The organism is Streptococcus parasanguinis (assembly GCF_016648925.1).
Taxonomy (GTDB): domain Bacteria; phylum Bacillota; class Bacilli; order Lactobacillales; family Streptococcaceae; genus Streptococcus.
On record NZ_JACLQX010000001.1, the window covers coordinates 152,585 to 171,648 of the forward strand.

The window sequence follows — 19,064 nt, forward strand, 5'->3', positions numbered from 1 at the left end:
ACCTCTTATAGCCAGCCATTAGTGGCCCATGAGTTTATAGGCTTCATTTTTTAAGTCTTTATCTGTCGCAAGCAGTCCACGCGCAGCAGTTGTCACTGTAGCGGTCCCAGGTTTACGGACACCACGCATGTTCATACACATATGCTCTGCTTCTACCCAGACAAGTGCTCCTTGTGCTCCAAGATATTCCATCAAGGCATCTGCGATTTCTACCGTCAAACGTTCCTGAATCTGTGGTTTTTTAGCGTAAACTTCGACCGTACGAGCCAGTTTGGAAAGCCCAGCCACACGGCCATTTGGAATGTAGGCAATGTGCACTTTTCCATAAAATGGTAAAAAGTGATGCTCACACATGGAATGGAAGAAGATATCCTTCTCGACCACCATATTGTTATCAATGATTTCAAATGATTTAGACAGGTGCTCTTCTGCTGTCTGCCCTAATCCTGCAAAGATTTCTTGGTACATCTTGGCAATGCGGGTCGGCGTTTCCTGAAGTCCCTCACGGTTCTCATCTTCACCGACTGCCTCGATGATCATTTTCACTGCTTCTTCAATTTTCTTTGTATCCATATCATCTCCTAGTTGGATTTTTCTGTTTTTAATAAATAAGGTCGTACCTGGCTAAGAAAGTAGAGCGATCCCGTTACAATGAGGAGCTCATCGCCTTCAGCTTGCCAGTTTTGTAGAAACTCTTGCCAGTTGACTTCCTCAAGCTGATGGTTTTTCGCAGCAGCTCTTATCTCTTCTTGAGAATAGGCTCTTGGATCTTCAAAGGTCGTGAGGATCAAGCGACTATTTTCCAGTTCCTGCCACTGAATGAGCATCTCTTCTAAAGCTTTGGTCCGGATGCAGGTAAAAAGAATGGTCTTTTTTTGCCTTGGGAACAGTTCCCGAAGACTTGCGATCAAAGGCGCAACGGCATGGGGATTATGGGCCCCATCTAGCAAGACCATGGGATTTTGCGAGACCACTTCCATCCGGCCAGGCCAGACGACTTGATGCAAGGCTTCATCCACTAACTCTCTTGACAAGAGTTCACGCCCTTCTCTTTCAAAAAGTACATCACAGATACTGATAGCAAGAGCTGCATTTCTGGCCTGGTGATGACCTAAGAGCGCTACTTGATAAGAGGCTTTTTCTCTTTTGGAACTGTGATAAGAAAAGGATTGACCCGATAGACAAGAGGCTTCTAGCTCAACTTGGTAATCCTTATCATAGGCTGTTATCGGTGCCTGCTTCTGAATCGCAATACCTTCAATGACTTGGCTGGCTTCTGCTTCTAATTTCCCTAGAACCAGAGGAATTCCTGGCTTAATGATACCAGCCTTTTCACGGGCGATGGAAGCCAGATCTGGCCCAAGAAGGGCGACATGATCCAAGCCAATCGAAGTGATTGCGGTCAGAACGGGCTGGCAGACATTGGTACTATCTAGTCGTCCCCCCATACCGACTTCCATGATCACATAATCCAGCTCCTCATGAGCAAAATAATCATAGGCAATCGCCGTCATCACTTCAAATTCCGTCAACCCTTGAAAGACGGCCTTTGATTGTTCAGCTTGCAGGAGCTGCTGGTAACTATCCAGGTAGGTTTGCAGGTCTTGATCTGAAATGGCTTCGCCATTAATGGTGATTTGGTCATTGTAATAGATCAGATAAGGAGAGGTAAAGACTCCAACGCGTAAACCTGCCTGCCTCAAGAGTTGGGACAAGGTAGCAATGGTAGATCCTTTGCCATTGGTCCCCGCAACATGAATGACCCGACAGTCTAGGTGAGGATTTCCTCTCAAAGCCAAGAGAGCTTCCATGCGCTCCAAGCCGAAATGTGGATCTTGGGAACGATAGGCTTCTAGCCAACGAAGATCCAACTGATGTTCTTTTGTCTTCATTTACTTGTATTGTTTTAAATTGGTATCTGCTGCCTCTTGGGCTTGGAAAATGGCTTGGCCCAGACTGGCTGCCATCTTGTGAAGAGGAATATCATGCACCCGCACTACTTCGACTCCTTGACTGGCTGCAATACTCGTCAAATGGCTCGAAGCCAGGTCCCGATTCCAAAAACCAGTCTCCGTTGCAGGATCTGTCTCAAATCCAGCTTCCTCAATAATATTGACCACAAAGCGTTTCCGAGAGACTCCAAGAAAGATTGGATAGCCCTTTTGGTGAATCGTCTCTAGCTCTTGCAATAAGAGTAAGTTCTCGCGCTTGGTCAACCCAAATCCGATCCCAGGATCCAACATAATACGATCCATCTGGACACCGGCTGCTTTCGCTACCGCAAGCGAGCGGTCAAAGAAGGTCCACATCAAGTCTTGAATCGGTTCTTGAGCCATCTGTTGAAGTTCTTGCTCTGAAAAGACTGGTTCAAAACCAAAACGTGGAAAGATAGTGGAACTTGGATGATGCGGTCTTGCCATCACTGGATTAAACATGAGAATAGCGCTCGCTTCATGCTCCACAACCACAGCAGCCATCTGAGAATCTCCAAGAAAACCAGTAATATCGTTGACAATATCAGCCCCAGCTTCGAGCGCCGCCGCCGCCACCTGGGACTTCCAGGTATCCACTGAGATCAAGACATCACTTTCTTTCCGAATGGCTTCGATCACTGGAACCACACGGTCAATCTCTTCTTGGATCTCTACATAATGACTACCTGGTCTGGTTGATTCTCCCCCAATATCGAGGATCTGAGCTCCTTCTTGGATCAGTTTTCTCGCCTGCTGCAAGGCTGCATCCACACTCGTATACTTACCGCCATCAGAAAATGAATCCGGAGTGACATTTAAGATCCCACAAAGAAGGGTCCCTTGGCCACTCAGCCATTTTTTATCAATCATTTTCGTTCTCCTTTGATTCCCTTCCTACAGCATGATTGCGAACAAAAGAGGCTAGAACAAGTGTTCTAAACCTCTGAGTCTACTCTCCATACGGATTTCTGACCTTCTGTAGGATGGTTCTGCATCAAAACTCATTGGTACCTACCATTTTATCATAATTTATCATGGAAGAAAACTCTCCATACTGGCAATAAACAAAGGAGTATGACCACCGGATAATAATAAGCCAGCGCGTTCAAGGTCATATGAAGGCAAATACTGTACTCGATCCGCTTGTAGCGATAAGCCACCCAAGTTAAGATCAAGGACATGCCTCCGTAAGCTACCCATTCCCCTAGGGTACTAGGTCCATGCAAGTAAGTAAAAAAGAGAGCACCGGCTAGATAACCGATTGGTTCTGCCCCTCGAAAGATCAAACGAGGGATAATGGCCCGACAGAGCAGCTCTTCTAGAATCGGAGCGACAAGGATCACGACCATACCCATAGCAAGAAAAGGAGCATGAGATTGCAGTTCATTCAGAGCCGCTTGGTTTGCCGTCGTACCACCTGCCTCTTGTTTCAACAAGGGATAGGCGAGCAGGTTATTAGCCATCAATAAGAGAAGAAAAAGAAAATTTCTCCCCAAAGCCGGCCAGGTAATGACCCGAACATCTAAGTTCTCCAGAGGGCTCATCTTGATGACCTTATAAAAAACAAAGAGCACCACCACTGTCACCAAGAGAGTGAGGATAGTGACCCACCTTGCATCCACTCCTTCTTGAAGGGAATAAACCATGGCGATGAGGGGAAATTGGGAGAGAAAGAATAAGGGCACAAAGAGAAGGAGCCAGAGGGCATTCTTACATAATGGGTGCTCTCGAATAAAAGACTGTATATTTTTCAATGGACAACCTCTTTCTTGTATAAAATAAGAAGACTGGGGCTTTCGCCTCCAGCCTTCTCACTTTATTTCAGTTTACTGATTTTTGAAACGTTCAACGTCACGCGCAATCACCAACTCTTCATCCGTTGGAATCACCAATACCTTCACACGGGAATCATCTGTAGAAATATCTCCGACAACTCCAAAGACGTTCTTTTCAGGGTCGACCTTGCAGCCAAACCAGCTGATTCCATTGATAATAGAAGAACGAACATTTACTGCATTTTCACCGATTCCTGCTGTAAAGATGATGGCATCTGCACCATTCAAGACTGCTAAGTATTGACCGATGTATTTTTGCAAACGATCGATAAAGATATCGTAAGCCAATTTAGCTTTTTCATCTCCATTGTGCATCGCTGTATGGATATCCCGCATGTCACTAGAAGATCCAGAAACACCCAGAAGACCTGATTCACGATTGAAGATGCGGCTGATGTCTTCAGGCTTATTGAAATCCTCTGTATGTTCCATCAAGTAAGGAATAATCGCTGGATCGAGATCCCCTGTCCGCGTTCCCATCATGACGCCACCTAGAGGCGTGAAGCCCATCGATGTATCGACAGAAATTCCCTTATCAACCGCTGTAACAGATACCCCATTTCCGACATGGCAAGTGATCAATTTCAATTCTTCTAACGGTTTTCCAAGAAGTTTAGCAGCTTCACCAGCTACATACTGGTGACTGGTTCCATGAGCGCCATACTTCCGGACCTTATTTTCTGTGTAATATTTGGTTGGAAGAGGGTAACGATAAGCTTTTTCTGGCATGGTTGTATGGAAAGAAGTATCAAATACCACAACACTGGTAATATTTGGACAAATCTCTCTAAAGGCACGAATTCCAGCTGCATTTGCAGGATTATGAAGAGGTGCTAACAAAGACAATTCTTCTACTTTTCGAAGGACTTCGTCATCTACCAAGGCAGAATCCTTGAAGTATTCTCCACCAGCAACGACGCGGTGGCCCACACCTGTAATCTCATCGTAGGATTTGATAATATCAAAGCGAATCAAATCATCCAACAAAATTTTTACAGCTTGTGTATGGTCCTGGATATCTAATACTTGTTTTTCAGAGCGTCCATCAAATTTAACAGTTGAAATAGAATCCTTCAAACCGATCCGTTCAATCAACCCTTTTGCAAGAACAGTTTCCTCTGGCATTTGGTACAATTGCCATTTCAAACTAGAGCTTCCTGCATTAATAGAAATTGTTTTCGACATATATTCACCTCATTAAGCGTTTTCACTTCCTCTATTATATCAGATCTTTGATCAAATTTCACTATCCTTTAACCAGTTTTGGAAACTTTCCATAAAGTGAACCACCTGGTCTTGATCCTGGAGATCGGTAAAAGGATAGACAAAGGGCTGAACAGACTCTTCTTCTTGTTTTCGTAGGACGAAAATCGTCTTAGCATAGGCTGGATTTGAAAAAAGAGATTCTGGCAAGGTCAGCATGGCAAGGAGTTGGGCCTTGTCTTTCAACCAAGCCTTTAAAAGATCACTCTGAGGGCTCGTCAAGAGGTTGTTGGGAGCTAAAAAGATGGCTACTCCTTGAGGTTTCAGGTATTTCAGCGCCTGTTCCATCATGAGGTGATGGGCATAGGTATGGCCTTCGGAGCTCGCTACCTGATAGCGCTGTGCAATCGCATCATCTGGATAATAGCCAATCGGTAAGTCGCTAACGATCAAGTCACTTTCTTTCAACACTTGCGGACGCACCGCGTCGCCTTGTGCAAAGACAACACTAGACTCCATTACGTCTGCGATACTAGCAGATAGGTCAATCAAGAGATCATCTACTTCCAATCCTAAGTAATCAATCGTGAGACGGCTATTGTTGACAATAGTCTCAGCGAGATTTCCGGTTCCACTTCCCACTTCTAAGACATCCAGTTGGTCGCTTTTAGCCAACTGATCGATCAAAAATGTAATGATAAAACCAATCGCATCTGGTGTGAACTGGTGATTCGCTTGTAAAGGTTCTGTCTGAGTAGCTTTCATAAAAAGGAATTGGTAGGCTCTGCGCCATTCTTCCTTACTTAAACCTAGTTCTTTTAATTTTTTGCTATTGTTTTTAACAATGTCTAGATCCGTCTTGCCATCCAAATACATGGCATTCTGTTCAATCAAGGCGTCATAAAAGTTGGTCGACAATTCATTTTGAATACTTTGAGTGTTTTCTAATAGATAGGTATAAGCTTGTTCAATTTTTTCGAAATTCATGATTTCCTCCGCACCCTATCATACCAAAAATTAGTCTTTTTCGCTATTTTCTGATGGTTCCTTGATCTCGTTTGGCGTCTCTTCAGAAGGCGTTTCGCTCCCTGCCTTCTCCTTATCTTTCTGTGTCTTCTTCTTTTCTTTTTGGCTCTTCTTACTTTCTTTTTCTTCCCTTACTGGAAGGACAAACTCATAGCTTTCGCCATCCATCTCAGCCTGGGCATGAAGAAAACCAGTATCCTTCTTTAGCTGAACGGTTCCAGATTTTAAATGAATCTCTGATGTCTTCTCATCACTCTTTCTCTTTTCAAGAGCCATTTGCACCAAAGCATAGGCCCGAAGGCGATCTTGACTCGTCTTTAAGATTCGTCTTTCCGCAACCTGACGGTGCAGGTAAAACTGAAGCAAGAGACTAAAAATCGCTGCCATCAAGAGGGCGTAAAGCAAGACACCAGCCTTAACTTTTTTCATTTTGTATCGCTGGTACCACATGGTAGACATACTCCCTTTCTAGACCATCTTCAAAATTCAACCGCAGATGAAGCGACTCTCCCTCCTGCCAAATCTGACTAGAGTGAACCCCTGAAATCATAGGCTGATAGCCCCTGCCCTTATCATCTGTTTTTCGGATATCATCCCCTTTCGATTGACCAATGGCAATTGGTTTTTGATCCTGAACCAAGTAGATATGATTGTCCGCTACTTTTTCAAAATGACTCCGATCCAATTCCACCTGCAATTGTTGCTGAAAAAGTATCCATTCTTCCTGCTTTTGATGTGCCTGGTAGTCCAATTCAGCATGCAGGAGCTTGGTCAAGCCTTGAAAGACCAACACTCCCCCACTGAGCACCAAGAGAGCGACCAAGGCTTCGAGCAGGGTAAAGGCCTTGACCTTTCCGTTATTCCACATGCAGTACCACCTTCCCTTGATGATAGACCGTGAGTTGATCGGCATCTTTTTCGACTTGAACCTGAATGCCATTGGCCTCTAGATGATTTTGCCCTGTCTGAAGCGCCATTTGAGCGACAGATAAGACCTCTACCTCTTTGAAATCCGCTAGTCGCTCCTTGCGCGAACGCCGGATCTCCCCTAACAATAAGGTCGTAATCATGACAAATAAACCCAAGGCTACCAAAGATTCTATGAGAATACTAGCGGGAACGGATGCTTTTTTTAATTTTCCCATTTCCAAGCGAAAGCTGATAGGTCACCACTCCTCTCTGTGTCTGAAAGTGAACATTGGCCAGGGATGAATTGCCACCTGCACGGTCTAAACGAATAGTTTTAGGATCTTGCAAAATGACAGAATCAGGAATCTCCACCGTCTGGTAAGGCGTTTGAATCTTCCTTGCAGTCACTTCAACATCCAATTCCGTTTGCCTTGCCAGCGCTATTTTCTGGCTTTCTTGATAGAGGTGTTCAAACTCTGCAAAAAATACTTTTTCTTCCACCTGCTGAAAGCTCGTCTTGATCGATCCCGATAAGCCCAGATAGATAAAACTGACGATCATCAAGGTCAGAAGAGTCTCCACCAAGGTGAAGGCCTTAATCTGCAACCGCACGAGTTTCTCCACTATTTTTCGCATAATAGGCACGGTAGGACTCTGCTTGTTTGTTGGTAATATTTCCATCAGCAATCAGCTTTGCTAGAGTAGCTTGGTCATTGGTATGATTGAGCTCGTACAATTCAGCCTGGCTTTCGACCACCTTCACAACCGCTGCATTTCCTGTCTCTTTCACGGAGTCTTTTTGCTTGGTCAAATTCGGCACAAAGAGCAATAAGAGCACACTGATGATCAATAAGACCACCAACATTTCAATAAGTGTAAAGGCTTTAACCTTATAGGTTTTTAATGTTTTCATAAATGGACCTCCATATTTTGATAAATCGGCAGCAACATGGCTGCATAGAGTAAGACAATCACAAGAGCCACAAAGACAAACACCAAGGGTTGTATCACATTCATGGCCTTGTGAACCCGACGAAAGAAATCTTCCCATGTTTTTTCAGCGTAGATCTCTAGCTCACTTCCGAGCTTTGATTTGACTTCACCGTATTCAATCATAAGGGACAATTCTTTTTTGAAAAAAGAATACCCCCTGACCGTCTCTGAAAAGGACTGGCCACGATCTAAAGAAAGAGCTAAGTCCCTTCCAATTTCCTGAAAAAGCTGGGATTTTTGCCCCTGCATCATGGAAAAAATCTGAGACAATTCCAATCCTTGTCCAATCAGATTACCCCATTCTCTGGCATAATAGGCTGTCAAATAAGCTTGAATCATGCCTTTCCCGAAAGGCAGATGAGACAAGGTTCTAAAAACCTTGATCTTGCCTGACTTTCGATAATAGAGAAAGCTGAGTAAGAAGAAGATCACCAGTCCCGCTCCTAAGGCCAAAAAGAGTTGGGGGAAGGAACTGATCAATTGCGTCCCAATATTTTGAGCATCCATTTGAGGAAGCAAGTAATTGCGCAAGCCTAGCATAATCAGAACTAAAAATCCAAGCAAGATGAGAGGATAGGTGCTCACCTCAATCAGCTTTTTCTTGACCTTGCGCATGTTTTCTAGGTAAGCACTGATTTTCTCCAAGCTCAATGCAAGATTGCCATGGAGTTCAGCGAGAGACAGCTGTGTCGTGACCGCATCTGAAAAACCGATCCCCGCCATCATCTCTGAAAAACTCCGCCCCCTCGAGAGGTCCTCTCGCATCTGGGAAACCAAACGACTCTCCACTAGGTGAGAGCGATCCAGAAAATCGACAATCTCAGACAGATGAAAACCACTCGAATAAAGATTCAAAAACAATTCGATGATTTGCTTTTGTTTAGCGGTAGATAATTTTTTCGGCTTGCGCCTGAGCCAGCTGGATATATCCCGATTGAGCCAAGAGATCCATTTGTTGGTTCCAGCGGCTGGCTGAGTGCTCTTGGTAGTTTTCCGTCGCAAAATCGACCACACCTCCTCCTGCAATTAATCGTTGGTAGCAAATACCTTGTAAAACAATCTTGAGCTCTTCCTCACTCACTCCAAGTTCTAAGAGCCTCTCATAAACACCTCGAACGCTCTTGGCATGAATAGTAGAGAAGACGGTGACTCCTGTCAAACTAGCTCGTACGACTGCACGAGCTGTTTCCTTATCTCGGATCTCTCCAATGATGAGAAGGTCCGGCCGATGGCGTAAGGAGAGTTTGATCAGGTTGTCATATGTCATGCCGATCTGGTCATTCAGCTGAAGCTGAAGCATATTGTCCTGCTTGATCTCGACAGGATCTTCAATAGACATGACTTGCTGGTCCGCAAAGCGCTCTTGCGCCAAAGCATGCATGAGAGTGGTCTTTCCCGAACCAACAGGACCTGCAAAGAGATAGAGACCACGACCGGCCAATTTCTTCTGCAAGTCTGGCAACTGATCAAACCAAAACCGCAATTCACGTTCCTCATCATGCAAGAGCCGAATGACCAAGCTTTCATAACCACGATAATCCCCCACCGTCGACAAGCGAATCGAAACCATTCCATCCTCTAATGGGTAATCACACGACCCTAGCTGGCTGCGCCTTTTTTCTCCCACATTCATCCCTGCCACGAACTTAAAGTGGCTAATCATAGCCGTCATGTCCTCAAAAGGGAAGGACTGCACAAAGCGCCTCTCGTCTCCCACCCTCATAAAAACCTGGTACTCCTCCTTCCGAGGAATGAAGTAAAGATCCTGAGCCTCTTCCTTCTTTCCCATACGGATCAGTTTTTTTGCAATTTCTTGAACCATAGTTCCTCCTCTCACTTATACTATTCGAAAAAGAAGACAAAAAAAGAAGACTTTCTAGATCGCTCTAAAAAATCTTCCGCATTTCTCTTATGACAGGGTCGTCCCCTTTTTTGAATCGAGTGTATATTGACAAGAACGGTGTTTGCGACTGCCTCTTTCCTTTTCGTAGCCTGGGCGGAGCTTGCTTTTAGGGATCTTATGCTCGTCTTCTAGGAGGACAATCGAATGGAAAAACTGCACATCTTCACTGCAGTCCTCACACCACTCTTGCTCCTTGGTATCCCAAAAGATCGTCATGAGGTCACTCCGACTCTTATAACTTGGAAAGTGCTCATTTAACTCCAACCACTTCTGCTTGTAGTATTTCAAAGCCTGGTAATAGTCTTCAAACTTCCGACTACTCACGATATCTTCTTCCCAACCTTCTAAAAACCACCAGGGTTCACAGTCCCCGTACATTTCAATCACTCGATACATAAACTCTTCCATCCTTTGTATCCTCTATTATATAGAAAATCCTTTGAGAATAAAAGTTTTCTGCTCAGAACATGATTTTTCAGGTAGTTTTCAGGTGATTTTCACAATTATTTTTCAAAAATAGACTGCCTAATTGCTATTGGTTCCTTTTTTCGAGAATCAAAAGAAGAGAGTCCCAACAAAATGGACAGACCATCCTGGGGAACTCTCTCTTCTCAAGTATTTAGAACAATTCAAGTGCAATCATGGTTGTCATGGTTGCATCGTAATAGTTGTTCAGAGGTAGATCTTGTGTAAAGATATACTTGTTCTGTTGCACCAACTTCAAATAGCCTTTTTCATGTTCAGAGGCATAGACAATCGGTGCCAAAAAGCTTGCTGCCTGATGATTGTTCAAGGCCTTCCCTTTCAAGTCATAACCTGCATACAGGTTTCGTTGACTCTTGAAAAAGTTAAGCATCTTTTTCACCAATTGTTGACTGGTTTTGTCCTTACTTTGAACAAGGTTGTATGGAAGGCGACAAGCATTATACGAGTAGGCACCATCATACTTGGATTCAATCGTCTTTGGATCCGCTACGCGCGTTCCTTGCTCATCTACCCAGATGAAATCAGGTAGTAAACCTGTTTTTGTTTGGGAGCTGATCGTTTGGAGTTGTTGCAACATCTTTTCTTTGATGTCCAACCACTTTGAATCTTTTGTCACTTCATAAAAGATCTGGAATTGCGCTGGCAGTGTATCAGACGTCCGCATCAAATGATAAAACTCCGAGTCCTGATTGGCCCAATTCCCCACCGTTAACACACCCGTTTCTTCATTGTAGTTGTGTGCGAGAATATCTTCTAAAATCGCTTTGGCTTGAGCCTGGTAGTCTTTGGCTTGCTTTGGCCATTTCTGAGCGGCTTTTAGAAGAGCATAGGCGATGTAGAGATCTCCATCTGTAGCGTTATGATCCTCATCCTTTGCTTTTCCATTGCTGATGGTTTGTTTCCAAGACATCAATTGGGTACCTTCCAAGCGATGATTTAGATAATATTGATAGAGTCTGTCAAAGTCTGCTTGTTGGGCTTGTCCTTTTTTAGCAGCCGCAACAGTAATGAGCATTCCATAACTTTGCGCTTCGGATAAAACCACCGTTTGATTGCTATCATTGGTGGTTCGAACATAGGATTCTTTCCCTTTTGAAACAACAAAATGCTCATTCCACTGACGGTAAATTCGATTTCGCATGTCCACTTTACTTCTCGTTCTCGCTAAAAACAAGGTCAAACAGAAAATGCAAAGGATGACTAGAAACCATACATATCTCATCTTTTTCGTATTCATAATTTCTCCTATCCTGCGAATCGTTTTGTTTTAACCCATTTAGTTTCTTTCCGGTGCAATAGTTTATCCATCACAATCGAAGAGATGGCATCAATCGATACAATGATAAACAGTTGAGAATAGGTGAAGTAGGCAGCTAAGGCTAACCAAATTTGCTTGGTAGTTGCTTGACCAAATTGTGAGGCAAGAGCCACATTAATCTGAAGTAAGTAGAGCCCAATCATCAAGATCCAATTGAACAACATCAATTGCGCAATATAGATATTTTCTGAATCAAAGGCAAATGGAATTTGCACGCCTGGCACCACTGTATGGAGACACATGGCCAGAATATTGGCAAAAAAGATCAAGTCTGATAAGACGATAGCTGCATTGAACCAGAAGAAGATACAGGAATAGTTGGTCACTTCTAACTTCACGCGCCAATTTCCCTTACCAAATAAATGTTTGAAGTTGGAAAGAACCACTTCATAATTCCCTTTGGCCCAACGTTTCCGTTGCATATAATAACTCTTCAGGGTCTCAGGTTCCTGTTGAAATGCTTCTGAATTATAGGCTAGAGCAATCAACTTCCCACTTTGCATAATCTTAAAGGAAATATCCGTATCCTCTGTTAAGGCACCGTTTTTCCATCCCCCAATACTCTTGACAAATTCAGTTTGAATAATGAAGTTGGTTCCTGGAATCCGTCCAATCTTAAAGAGGTGCCACATGCCCACATGGTGAACCCGTTGGGTGACGACAATTTCTTGGTTGATACAGCGGGTCAAGAAGTTTTGACCGGCATTCCGCGTTTTATTGCGACCAAAAGAAGCCACATGGCGTTCTGGATCTTTGAGCACTTCTTTCACAAGGAAATAAAGAGCATTTTTTTCAGGCATGGCATCTGCATCATAGACGCAGATATAGTCTCCAGTCGCCATCGCCAAAGCGTCATTTAGCACACCGGCTTTCCCACCTGTCCCGCTTCGATTGATAATGGTCAAATCCCGTCCTGCGTACTCTGGCAATGCTTTAACTGCCAAACACTCTTCATAGGTGCGATCGGAACAATTATCCGCAAACAGTAGTAATTCTACACGATCATGTGGGTAGTTCAAATCAAGGATCGCTTTGGCTGTCTGTGCAATAACCACATCCTCATTATGGGCAGGTACGACGATCGTCACTTTTGGATAATAAGGAAGCGGATCCGTATTGACACGAAAATCACTGTGTTTAAACCAAAAATGAACGGCTGAAAAGAGGATTACTAGGCCCCAGGCTAAGGACAGCCAAATCGAAATCAAGGCAATAATCATCACAATTTGACTAATCATGGTCCACCGCCTTAAAGTTTTTATTGACACGGCGGTAAATCACCGTATAAGCTACAAATAATACAATAAAGCACAAGGCAAAAAATACACTGATGCCTACAGCTATATTAAAAAATATATTTGTAAGAGACATGTCTTCCTCCTAATATTCCACAATAATATCTGTTTCAAGTTGACGTTTTAAGTAACGAATCATTTCTTTATAGCGATGGTATTTGGTGCGATTTGATTGATCTACTACAAGAAAGCCGGACTGAAATTGGATGCCCTGAACCCCATCTTCTCCTTGGAAAACCAGTCCTTCCAACTGTGGTTTTAAGACTGTCATATAATCGCCCTTCAGATCCCGCTCGCTATCAGAAGATAAGATCAAGAAATTACCATCTGATACATAATACAAGCTTTCATTTGGCTTTAGATGATGCGTTACCAAATAGTTGATTTGGTTCAAGGTCCGATTGTATTCTCTCGGTTGCAATTGGAAGAACAATTCCTCGTGCGACCAGTGAATGAGTAAGGCCTGAATCGTATCATTGGTTTGTCCGCCATAAGAAGCGATGCGGTTGCGGTAATCTGCGTAAGCTTCTGGCTCTTGATCCTTCACTTTTGCAATCTCTTTAAAGAGGTGATAGCGAATTCGGGTCAAGATTCCAATCAAGATCGGAAAACTAAAGAGCAAGAGCAAGGCTTGATGAAATGGGATATAGACAACACCCGCCACCAAAAAGACAATCCCAAGGGCAAATGACAACAGGATGGTCCATGTCAACAATAAATCCGATAAGACAATAGCAGAAAATAATCCTAAAACAAAGAACAATCCTTCTTCAATCAGAATCTCTCTTGCAAAAAACAAGCAGTAAAGTAAAAGAAGTACTTCGAAAACAATCAAAATCAGCAACCATCTACTTAACTTTTCCGTTTTTTTCATTTATTCTTTCTCTCCCTCATGAAATTCTTCGGCAGCCTCTCCCTGGCCAAAGTAATGTTTAATGGCTTGTACGATTCGCTCAGAAGCTCTTCCATCCCCATAAGGATTTCGGGCATTTGCCATTTGAAGATACAGGCTTTCGTTGGTTAAGAGCTCTGTCATCGTCGTTTTGACGACGGTAGGATCCGTTCCAACTAATTTCAAAGTTCCCGCTTTGACCCCTTCTGGGCGTTCCGTTGTATCGCGCAATACCAATACCGGTTTTCCTAATGATGGTGCCTCCTCTTGCACTCCACCTGAATCCGACATGATAAAGTAACTTCTCGAAGCTAAGTTGTGGAAATCCAGCACATCTAGAGGCTCAATGAGGTGGATCCGATCATGATCTCCTAATAGATCGTTTGCCGCCTCTTGGACCGCTGGACTAAGATGCACTGGGTAAACCACTTCAATCGTCGGTTCTTGATCCACCATTTCTCTCAGAGCTCCAAAGACCGCTCGCATGGGTTGGCCTTGATTTTCTCTTCGATGCATGGTCACCAGGATGACTTTTTTAACTGGATCTAATTGATCTAACACTTCGTGATGATAGTCCTCTTGAACCGTGAGTTTCAGCGCATCAATGGCAGTATTTCCTGTCACCACAATAGAGGATTCCGGATGATTTTCTTTTAAGAGATTGGCCTTACTTTCGCCCGTCGGCGCAAAATACAGATCCGCTAAATCATCCGTCATTTGACGGTTCATCTCTTCTGGATATGGAGAATATTTATCAAAGGTTCTCAAACCAGCTTCGACGTGACCAATGCGGACTTGATTGTAAAAGGCAACCAGACTAGCCGCAAAGGTAGTGGTCGTATCTCCATGGACGAGCACCATATCCGGCTTTTCTTTTTTGATAACTGGATCTAATTGATTCAGAATTTTAGAGGTAATGTCTAATAAGGTCTGGCTTTTCCCCATAATATCCAAATCGTAATCAGGTACGATGTTAAAGGTTTCTAAAACCTGGTCCAGCATTTGACGGTGCTGGGCAGTGACCACCGTAATTGTCTCAATAACCTCCTTTTGTTTTTGCAACTCCAACACCAAAGGGGCCATTTTAATGGCCTCCGGTCGCGTCCCAAACACAACCATTATTTTCAATTTTCCCATAAACTTCCCCCGTCGACATGCATGTAATTCGACATTTTTTTAATTTGTGTACATCTTTTTTCATTCTACCGCCAATGACTTTAAATGTCAAACCGATTTTGGGTTTTATAAAGAAATTACTAATAGTTAGTCATTTTATTATTTTGACGTTTAGAATACATATCCATATAATCACTAATTGTAAGTATTTACAGCACGACTTTTACCGGGCTAATATTTTTGGTAAAAAAATAATTCAATAATTATACAATTATTTTTCAAATAATAAATTTTTATAATTTTTTCAAAAAAAGCCGGAACTTGTAGTTCCGACTAATTTTCTTATTCTTCTACGACTTCAGCTGTTTGAACTTCATCGACTGTTCCATCTGTTAATGGCACTTCTTCGATAATTTCAACTTCATTAATCGCTTGTGGTTCCAAGTTACGGTAACGAGCCATACCTGTACCTGCAGGAATAATCTTACCAATGATAACATTTTCCTTAAGTCCAAGGAGATGGTCTTTCTTACCGCGGATCGCTGCGTCTGTAAGAACACGAGTTGTTTCCTGGAAGGAAGCCGCAGACAAGAAACTGTTGGTTTCAAGTGAGGCTTTGGTAATTCCCATAAGGACTGGACGAGCAGTCGCAGGAACTCCACCAGAGATAAGGACATCCTTATTAGCATCTGTAAAGTCTGTAATGTCCATAAGCGTACCCATGAGAAGGTCTGTATCTCCTGGATCCATGACACGTACTTTACGGATCATTTGACGAACCATTACCTCGATGTGTTTGTCGCCGATTTCTACCCCTTGGCTACGGTATACTTTTTGTACTTCTGCAAGAAGGTAAGTTTCAACCGACAAGACATCACGAACGGCAAGGAGACGTTTTGGTTGGATAGACCCTTCTGTCAGAGCCGCACCACGAGAGACTTGATCTCCTACTTCGACTTTCATGCGGGCAGTGTAAGGGACAACGTATTCACCTTCACCAGTTGCTCCGCTAACAAAGACTTTCTTGGTCCGTGTAGAAGCATCTTCTTCGATCGCTGTGACTTCCCCTTTGACCTCAGTGATGACCGCTTCCCCTTTTGGATTGCGGGCTTCAAAGATTTCTTGGACACGAGGAAGACCTTGAGTGATATCGGTATTTGAGGCAACCCCACCCGTGTGGAAGGTACGCATGGTCAACTGTGTACCAGGTTCCCCGATAGATTGGGCAGCGATGGTTCCGACTGCTTCACCCACTTCAACCGCATCACCAGTCGCCAAGTTGATACCATAACAGTGACGGCAGACACCATGGCGGGTGTTACATGTAAAGACAGAGCGGATAGTGACTTCTTCCACACCAGCATTAACAATTTCACGTGCTAGGTCTTCTGAAATCAAGGTATCTGGACCAACGATGACTTCACCTGTTTCAGGATGTTTAACAGATTTCTTGGTATAACGACCTGTCAAGCGTTCTTCGAGTGGCTCGATCATTTCCTTACCATCAGTAATGGCACGGATCACAAGTCCACGGTCTGTTCCACAGTCATCTTCACGGATAATGACGTCTTGGGCCACGTCAACCAAACGACGAGTCAAGTAACCTGAGTCGGCTGTCTTAAGGGCCGTATCGGTCATCCCTTTACGGGCACCGTGAGTTGAGAAGAACATTTCGAGTACTGACAAACCTTCGCGGAAGTTTGAAAGGATTGGCAATTCCATGATCCGTCCGTTTGGAGCGGCCATCAAACCACGCATACCGGCAAGCTGCGAGAAGTTTGAGATGTTACCACGGGCTCCAGAGTCCATCATCATAACGATTGGGTTCTTCGGATCTTGGTTATCCACCAAGCGTTTTTCCAACTTCTCACGGGCTGCACGCCATTCAGCTGTAACGGCATTGTAGCGTTCATCATCTGTGATCAAACCACGACGGAATTGTTTGGTGATTTGTTCCACACGTTTGTGAGATTCTTCAATGATTTCTGCCTTGTCTTCAACGACCGGAATATCGGCAATCCCCACTGTCAAACCAGCAAGGGTTGAATGATGGTAACCTAAGTCTTTCAAACGGTCCAAGAAAGCAGACGTTTCAGTTGTACGGAAACGTTTGAAGATTTCGGCGATGATATTTCCAAGATTTTTCTTCTTGAATGGAACGTTTAATTCCAATTTCTCAATCGCTGATTTGACATCTTGACCAGGCTCCAAGAAATACTTAGCTGGAACACCTTCTGTCAAGTTGGCATTATTAGGCTCTTGAAGGTATGGAAGCTCTGCAGGCATGATATCGTTAAAGAGAATCTTACCAACAGTTGTCAAGAGAATCTTGTGTTGTTGTGCTTCTGTCCAAGGTTTGTTCAAGCTATCCGTCGCAATTCCGACACGTGTATGCAAGTGAACATAGCCATTGCGAAGGGCCATCACGGCTTCATCACGGTCTTTAAAGACCATTCCTTCACCTTCACGACCAGCTTCTTCCATCGTGAGGTAGTAGTTCCCCAATACCATATCCTGAGATGGCGTAACGACTGGTTTACCATCTTTAGGGTTCAAGATATGCTCAGCAGCCAACATCAAGATACGAGCTTCTGCTTGAGCTTCTTCTGAAAGCGGTACGTGGATGGCCATTTGGTCTCCATCGAAGTCGGCATTGTAGGCTTCACAGACAAGGGGGTGCAAGCGAAGGGCTTTCCCGTCAATCAAGACAGGTTCAAAGGCTTGGATCCCCAAACGGTGAAGGGTCGGTGCGCGGTTCAAGAGAACTGGGTGTTCTTTGATGACTTCTTCCAAGATATCCCAGATACGTTCATCTCCACGTTCGACCAAGCGTTTTGCAGCTTTAACGTTTTGTACGATATCACGTGCAACGATTTCACGCATAACAAATGGTTTGAAGAGCTCGATGGCCATTTCACGTGGCACACCACATTGGTACATCTTCAGAGTTGGACCAACGGCGATAACGGAACGTCCTGAGAAGTCCACCCGTTTACCGAGCAAGTTTTGACGGAAGCGTCCTTGTTTCCCTTTGAGCATGTGGCTCAATGATTTGAGTGGACGACTACCTGGTCCTGTGATTGGACGACCACGACGACCGTTGTCGATCAAAGCGTCAACCGCTTCTTGGAGCATCCGTTTTTCGTTTTGCACGATGATACCAGGGGCATTCAATTCTAACAAACGTGCCAAACGGTTGTTCCGGTTAATTACCCGGCGATAAAGGTCATTCAAGTCAGAGGCGGCAAAACGGCCACCATCCAATTGGACCATCGGACGAAGATCTGGTGGAATAACGGGAAGGATGTTGAGGACCATCCATTCTGGCTTGTTGCCAGATTTGTAGAAGGCGTCCAAGACATCCAAACGACGCACAGCCTTCACACGTTTTTGACCAGTTGCAGTCTTCAATTCTTCTTTCAAGAGAGCAATTTCAGCTTCCAGATCCACTTGTTTCAAGAGGTCTTGGATGGCTTCTGCACCCATCTTAGCTACAAAGGAACCTGGTCCGTATTCACGCAAGCGTTCACGGTATTCACGTTCTGTCATGATGGATTTGTGCTCAAGTGGAGTATCTTTTGGATCGATCACCACATAAGCTGCGAAGTAGATGACTTCTTCAAGGGCACGAGGACTCATATCCAAGGTCAATCCCATACGAGAAGGGATTCCTTTGAAGTACCAGATGTGTGATACAGGTGCTTTCAACTCGATATGCCCCATGCGTTCACGACGAACTTTCGCACGTGTTACTTCAACCCCACAGCGGTCACAAACGATCCCTTTGTAACGGATTCGTTTGTATTTCCCACACGCACATTCCCAGTCTTTTGTAGGTCCAAAGATGACTTCATCAAAGAGACCTTCGCGTTCTGGTTTCAATGTACGGTAGTTGATTGTTTCAGGTTTCTTGACCTCTCCATAAGACCATGAACGGACCTTGCTTGGAGAAGCTAGGGTGATTTGCATACTTTTAAAACGATTTACATCAACCACTATTTCTTACCTTTCCTTGTTTTCATACTTGTTTTATTTGGATACAGCTTAGGTGGAGGAAGAAAGGAAACTTTCTTGCCACCTCCTTGTGTCTGTATCTTGTTATCGAATCATCCTGC

The 19,064-nt window shown here is 43.9% G+C and carries 20 protein-coding genes; all 20 read right to left on the reverse strand.

Translation table 11 applies throughout. The annotated features are described in order from the left end of the window. Window positions 1-18: 18 nt before the first annotated feature. The gene (gene folE, locus H7T97_RS00720) at window positions 19-573 is read right to left on the reverse strand and encodes a GTP cyclohydrolase I FolE (protein WP_003019101.1); all 555 of its coding nucleotides are present in this window, start codon (window positions 571-573) and stop codon (window positions 19-21) included. An 8-nt stretch (window positions 574-581) separates the two neighbouring features. After that, the gene (locus H7T97_RS00725; RefSeq protein WP_201088969.1) at window positions 582-1,892 is read right to left on the reverse strand and encodes a bifunctional folylpolyglutamate synthase/dihydrofolate synthase; all 1,311 of its coding nucleotides are present in this window, start codon (window positions 1,890-1,892) and stop codon (window positions 582-584) included. Further along, window positions 1,893-2,843 carry a dihydropteroate synthase gene (gene folP, locus H7T97_RS00730; protein WP_201088970.1) on the reverse strand — a complete coding sequence of 317 codons (951 nt, stop codon included), beginning with the start codon at window positions 2,841-2,843 and terminating at the stop codon, window positions 1,893-1,895. 152 nt (window positions 2,844-2,995) lie between these two features. Further along, window positions 2,996-3,727 carry a CPBP family intramembrane glutamic endopeptidase gene (locus tag H7T97_RS00735; protein ID WP_201088972.1) on the reverse strand — a complete coding sequence of 244 codons (732 nt, stop codon included), beginning with the start codon at window positions 3,725-3,727 and terminating at the stop codon, window positions 2,996-2,998. 72 nt (window positions 3,728-3,799) lie between these two features. Continuing rightward, window positions 3,800-4,993 (reverse strand): acetate kinase, encoded by a 1,194-nt coding sequence (locus H7T97_RS00740; RefSeq protein WP_201088974.1) that lies wholly within the window; start codon window positions 4,991-4,993, stop codon window positions 3,800-3,802. Window positions 4,994-5,044: 51 nt separating this feature from the next. Further along, entirely contained in the window at window positions 5,045-5,998 is a 954-nt protein-coding gene (locus H7T97_RS00745) for a class I SAM-dependent methyltransferase (protein ID WP_129299635.1), read from the reverse strand. A 30-nt stretch (window positions 5,999-6,028) separates the two neighbouring features. Beyond that, the gene (comGG, locus tag H7T97_RS00750) at window positions 6,029-6,487 is read right to left on the reverse strand and encodes a competence type IV pilus minor pilin ComGG (protein ID WP_003004595.1); all 459 of its coding nucleotides are present in this window, start codon (window positions 6,485-6,487) and stop codon (window positions 6,029-6,031) included. Beyond that, window positions 6,453-6,905 (reverse strand): competence type IV pilus minor pilin ComGF, encoded by a 453-nt coding sequence (gene comGF / locus H7T97_RS00755; RefSeq protein ID WP_003004681.1) that lies wholly within the window; start codon window positions 6,903-6,905, stop codon window positions 6,453-6,455. Before comGF ends, comGG begins: the two co-directional genes overlap by 35 nt. Next, window positions 6,895-7,182 carry a competence type IV pilus minor pilin ComGE gene (comGE, locus tag H7T97_RS00760; RefSeq protein ID WP_201088976.1) on the reverse strand — a complete coding sequence of 96 codons (288 nt, stop codon included), beginning with the start codon at window positions 7,180-7,182 and terminating at the stop codon, window positions 6,895-6,897. Before comGE ends, comGF begins: the two co-directional genes overlap by 11 nt. After that, on the reverse strand, window positions 7,148-7,552 hold the full coding sequence (gene comGD / locus H7T97_RS00765; RefSeq protein WP_003004513.1) for a competence type IV pilus minor pilin ComGD: 405 nt from the start codon (window positions 7,550-7,552) through the stop codon (window positions 7,148-7,150). Before comGD ends, comGE begins: the two co-directional genes overlap by 35 nt. Then, window positions 7,542-7,859, reverse strand: a complete 318-nt coding sequence (gene comGC, locus H7T97_RS00770) for a competence type IV pilus major pilin ComGC (RefSeq protein WP_003004178.1) — start codon at window positions 7,857-7,859, stop codon at window positions 7,542-7,544. The genes comGD and comGC overlap by 11 nt, the downstream gene beginning before the upstream one ends. Continuing rightward, window positions 7,856-8,887 (reverse strand): competence type IV pilus assembly protein ComGB, encoded by a 1,032-nt coding sequence (gene comGB / locus H7T97_RS00775; RefSeq protein ID WP_176745544.1) that lies wholly within the window; start codon window positions 8,885-8,887, stop codon window positions 7,856-7,858. Before comGB ends, comGC begins: the two co-directional genes overlap by 4 nt. Beyond that, window positions 8,820-9,761 (reverse strand): competence type IV pilus ATPase ComGA, encoded by a 942-nt coding sequence (gene comGA, locus H7T97_RS00780; RefSeq protein ID WP_201088984.1) that lies wholly within the window; start codon window positions 9,759-9,761, stop codon window positions 8,820-8,822. The genes comGB and comGA overlap by 68 nt, the downstream gene beginning before the upstream one ends. Before the next feature lie 87 nt (window positions 9,762-9,848). Next, on the reverse strand, window positions 9,849-10,238 hold the full coding sequence (locus tag H7T97_RS00785) for a DUF1033 family protein (RefSeq protein ID WP_031572596.1): 390 nt from the start codon (window positions 10,236-10,238) through the stop codon (window positions 9,849-9,851). Window positions 10,239-10,461: 223 nt separating this feature from the next. Further along, window positions 10,462-11,565, reverse strand: a complete 1,104-nt coding sequence (locus H7T97_RS00790) for a glycosyl hydrolase family 8 (RefSeq protein WP_201088986.1) — start codon at window positions 11,563-11,565, stop codon at window positions 10,462-10,464. Between the two features lie 8 nt (window positions 11,566-11,573). Continuing rightward, a complete protein-coding gene (locus tag H7T97_RS00795; protein WP_023919655.1) occupies window positions 11,574-12,884 on the reverse strand; it encodes a glycosyltransferase family 2 protein in 1,311 nt (436 codons plus the stop codon). Next, complete coding sequence (locus H7T97_RS00800; protein ID WP_003004308.1) at window positions 12,877-13,017, reverse strand: hypothetical protein; 141 nt, start codon at window positions 13,015-13,017, stop codon at window positions 12,877-12,879. Before H7T97_RS00800 ends, H7T97_RS00795 begins: the two co-directional genes overlap by 8 nt. A gap of 9 nt (window positions 13,018-13,026) precedes the next feature. Beyond that, window positions 13,027-13,815, reverse strand: coding sequence for an MMPL family transporter (locus H7T97_RS00805; protein WP_201088988.1), 789 nt, complete (start codon window positions 13,813-13,815; stop codon window positions 13,027-13,029). Continuing rightward, window positions 13,816-14,970, reverse strand: coding sequence for a non-hydrolyzing UDP-N-acetylglucosamine 2-epimerase (wecB, locus tag H7T97_RS00810; RefSeq protein ID WP_049492133.1), 1,155 nt, complete (start codon window positions 14,968-14,970; stop codon window positions 13,816-13,818). Window positions 14,971-15,291: 321 nt separating this feature from the next. Then, window positions 15,292-18,945, reverse strand: coding sequence for a DNA-directed RNA polymerase subunit beta' (gene rpoC, locus H7T97_RS00815; RefSeq protein WP_118397201.1), 3,654 nt, complete (start codon window positions 18,943-18,945; stop codon window positions 15,292-15,294). Window positions 18,946-19,064: the final 119 nt, after the last annotated feature.

Bases quoted from the DNA above. Each gene is read 5' to 3' on its own strand.
- H7T97_RS00800 (WP_003004308.1), bottom strand. From the start codon at position 13,017: ATGTCTCTTACAAATATATTTTTTAATATAGCTGTAGGCATCAGTGTA.
- H7T97_RS00745 (WP_129299635.1), bottom strand. From the start codon at position 5,998: ATGAATTTCGAAAAAATTGAACAAGCTTATACCTATCTATTAGAAAAC.
- H7T97_RS00740 (WP_201088974.1), bottom strand. From the start codon at position 4,993: ATGTCGAAAACAATTTCTATTAATGCAGGAAGCTCTAGTTTGAAATGG.
- H7T97_RS00805 (WP_201088988.1), bottom strand. From the start codon at position 13,815: ATGAAAAAAACGGAAAAGTTAAGTAGATGGTTGCTGATTTTGATTGTT.
- comGF (WP_003004681.1), bottom strand. From the start codon at position 6,905: ATGTGGAATAACGGAAAGGTCAAGGCCTTTACCCTGCTCGAAGCCTTG.
- folP (WP_201088970.1), bottom strand. From the start codon at position 2,843: ATGATTGATAAAAAATGGCTGAGTGGCCAAGGGACCCTTCTTTGTGGG.
- comGE (WP_201088976.1), bottom strand. From the start codon at position 7,182: ATGGGAAAATTAAAAAAAGCATCCGTTCCCGCTAGTATTCTCATAGAA.
- comGC (WP_003004178.1), bottom strand. From the start codon at position 7,859: ATGAAAACATTAAAAACCTATAAGGTTAAAGCCTTTACACTTATTGAA.
- H7T97_RS00790 (WP_201088986.1), bottom strand. From the start codon at position 11,565: ATGAATACGAAAAAGATGAGATATGTATGGTTTCTAGTCATCCTTTGC.
- H7T97_RS00725 (WP_201088969.1), bottom strand. From the start codon at position 1,892: ATGAAGACAAAAGAACATCAGTTGGATCTTCGTTGGCTAGAAGCCTAT.
- comGG (WP_003004595.1), bottom strand. From the start codon at position 6,487: ATGTGGTACCAGCGATACAAAATGAAAAAAGTTAAGGCTGGTGTCTTG.
- H7T97_RS00795 (WP_023919655.1), bottom strand. From the start codon at position 12,884: ATGATTAGTCAAATTGTGATGATTATTGCCTTGATTTCGATTTGGCTG.
- H7T97_RS00785 (WP_031572596.1), bottom strand. From the start codon at position 10,238: ATGTATCGAGTGATTGAAATGTACGGGGACTGTGAACCCTGGTGGTTT.
- folE (WP_003019101.1), bottom strand. From the start codon at position 573: ATGGATACAAAGAAAATTGAAGAAGCAGTGAAAATGATCATCGAGGCA.
- wecB (WP_049492133.1), bottom strand. From the start codon at position 14,970: ATGGGAAAATTGAAAATAATGGTTGTGTTTGGGACGCGACCGGAGGCC.
- comGA (WP_201088984.1), bottom strand. From the start codon at position 9,761: ATGGTTCAAGAAATTGCAAAAAAACTGATCCGTATGGGAAAGAAGGAA.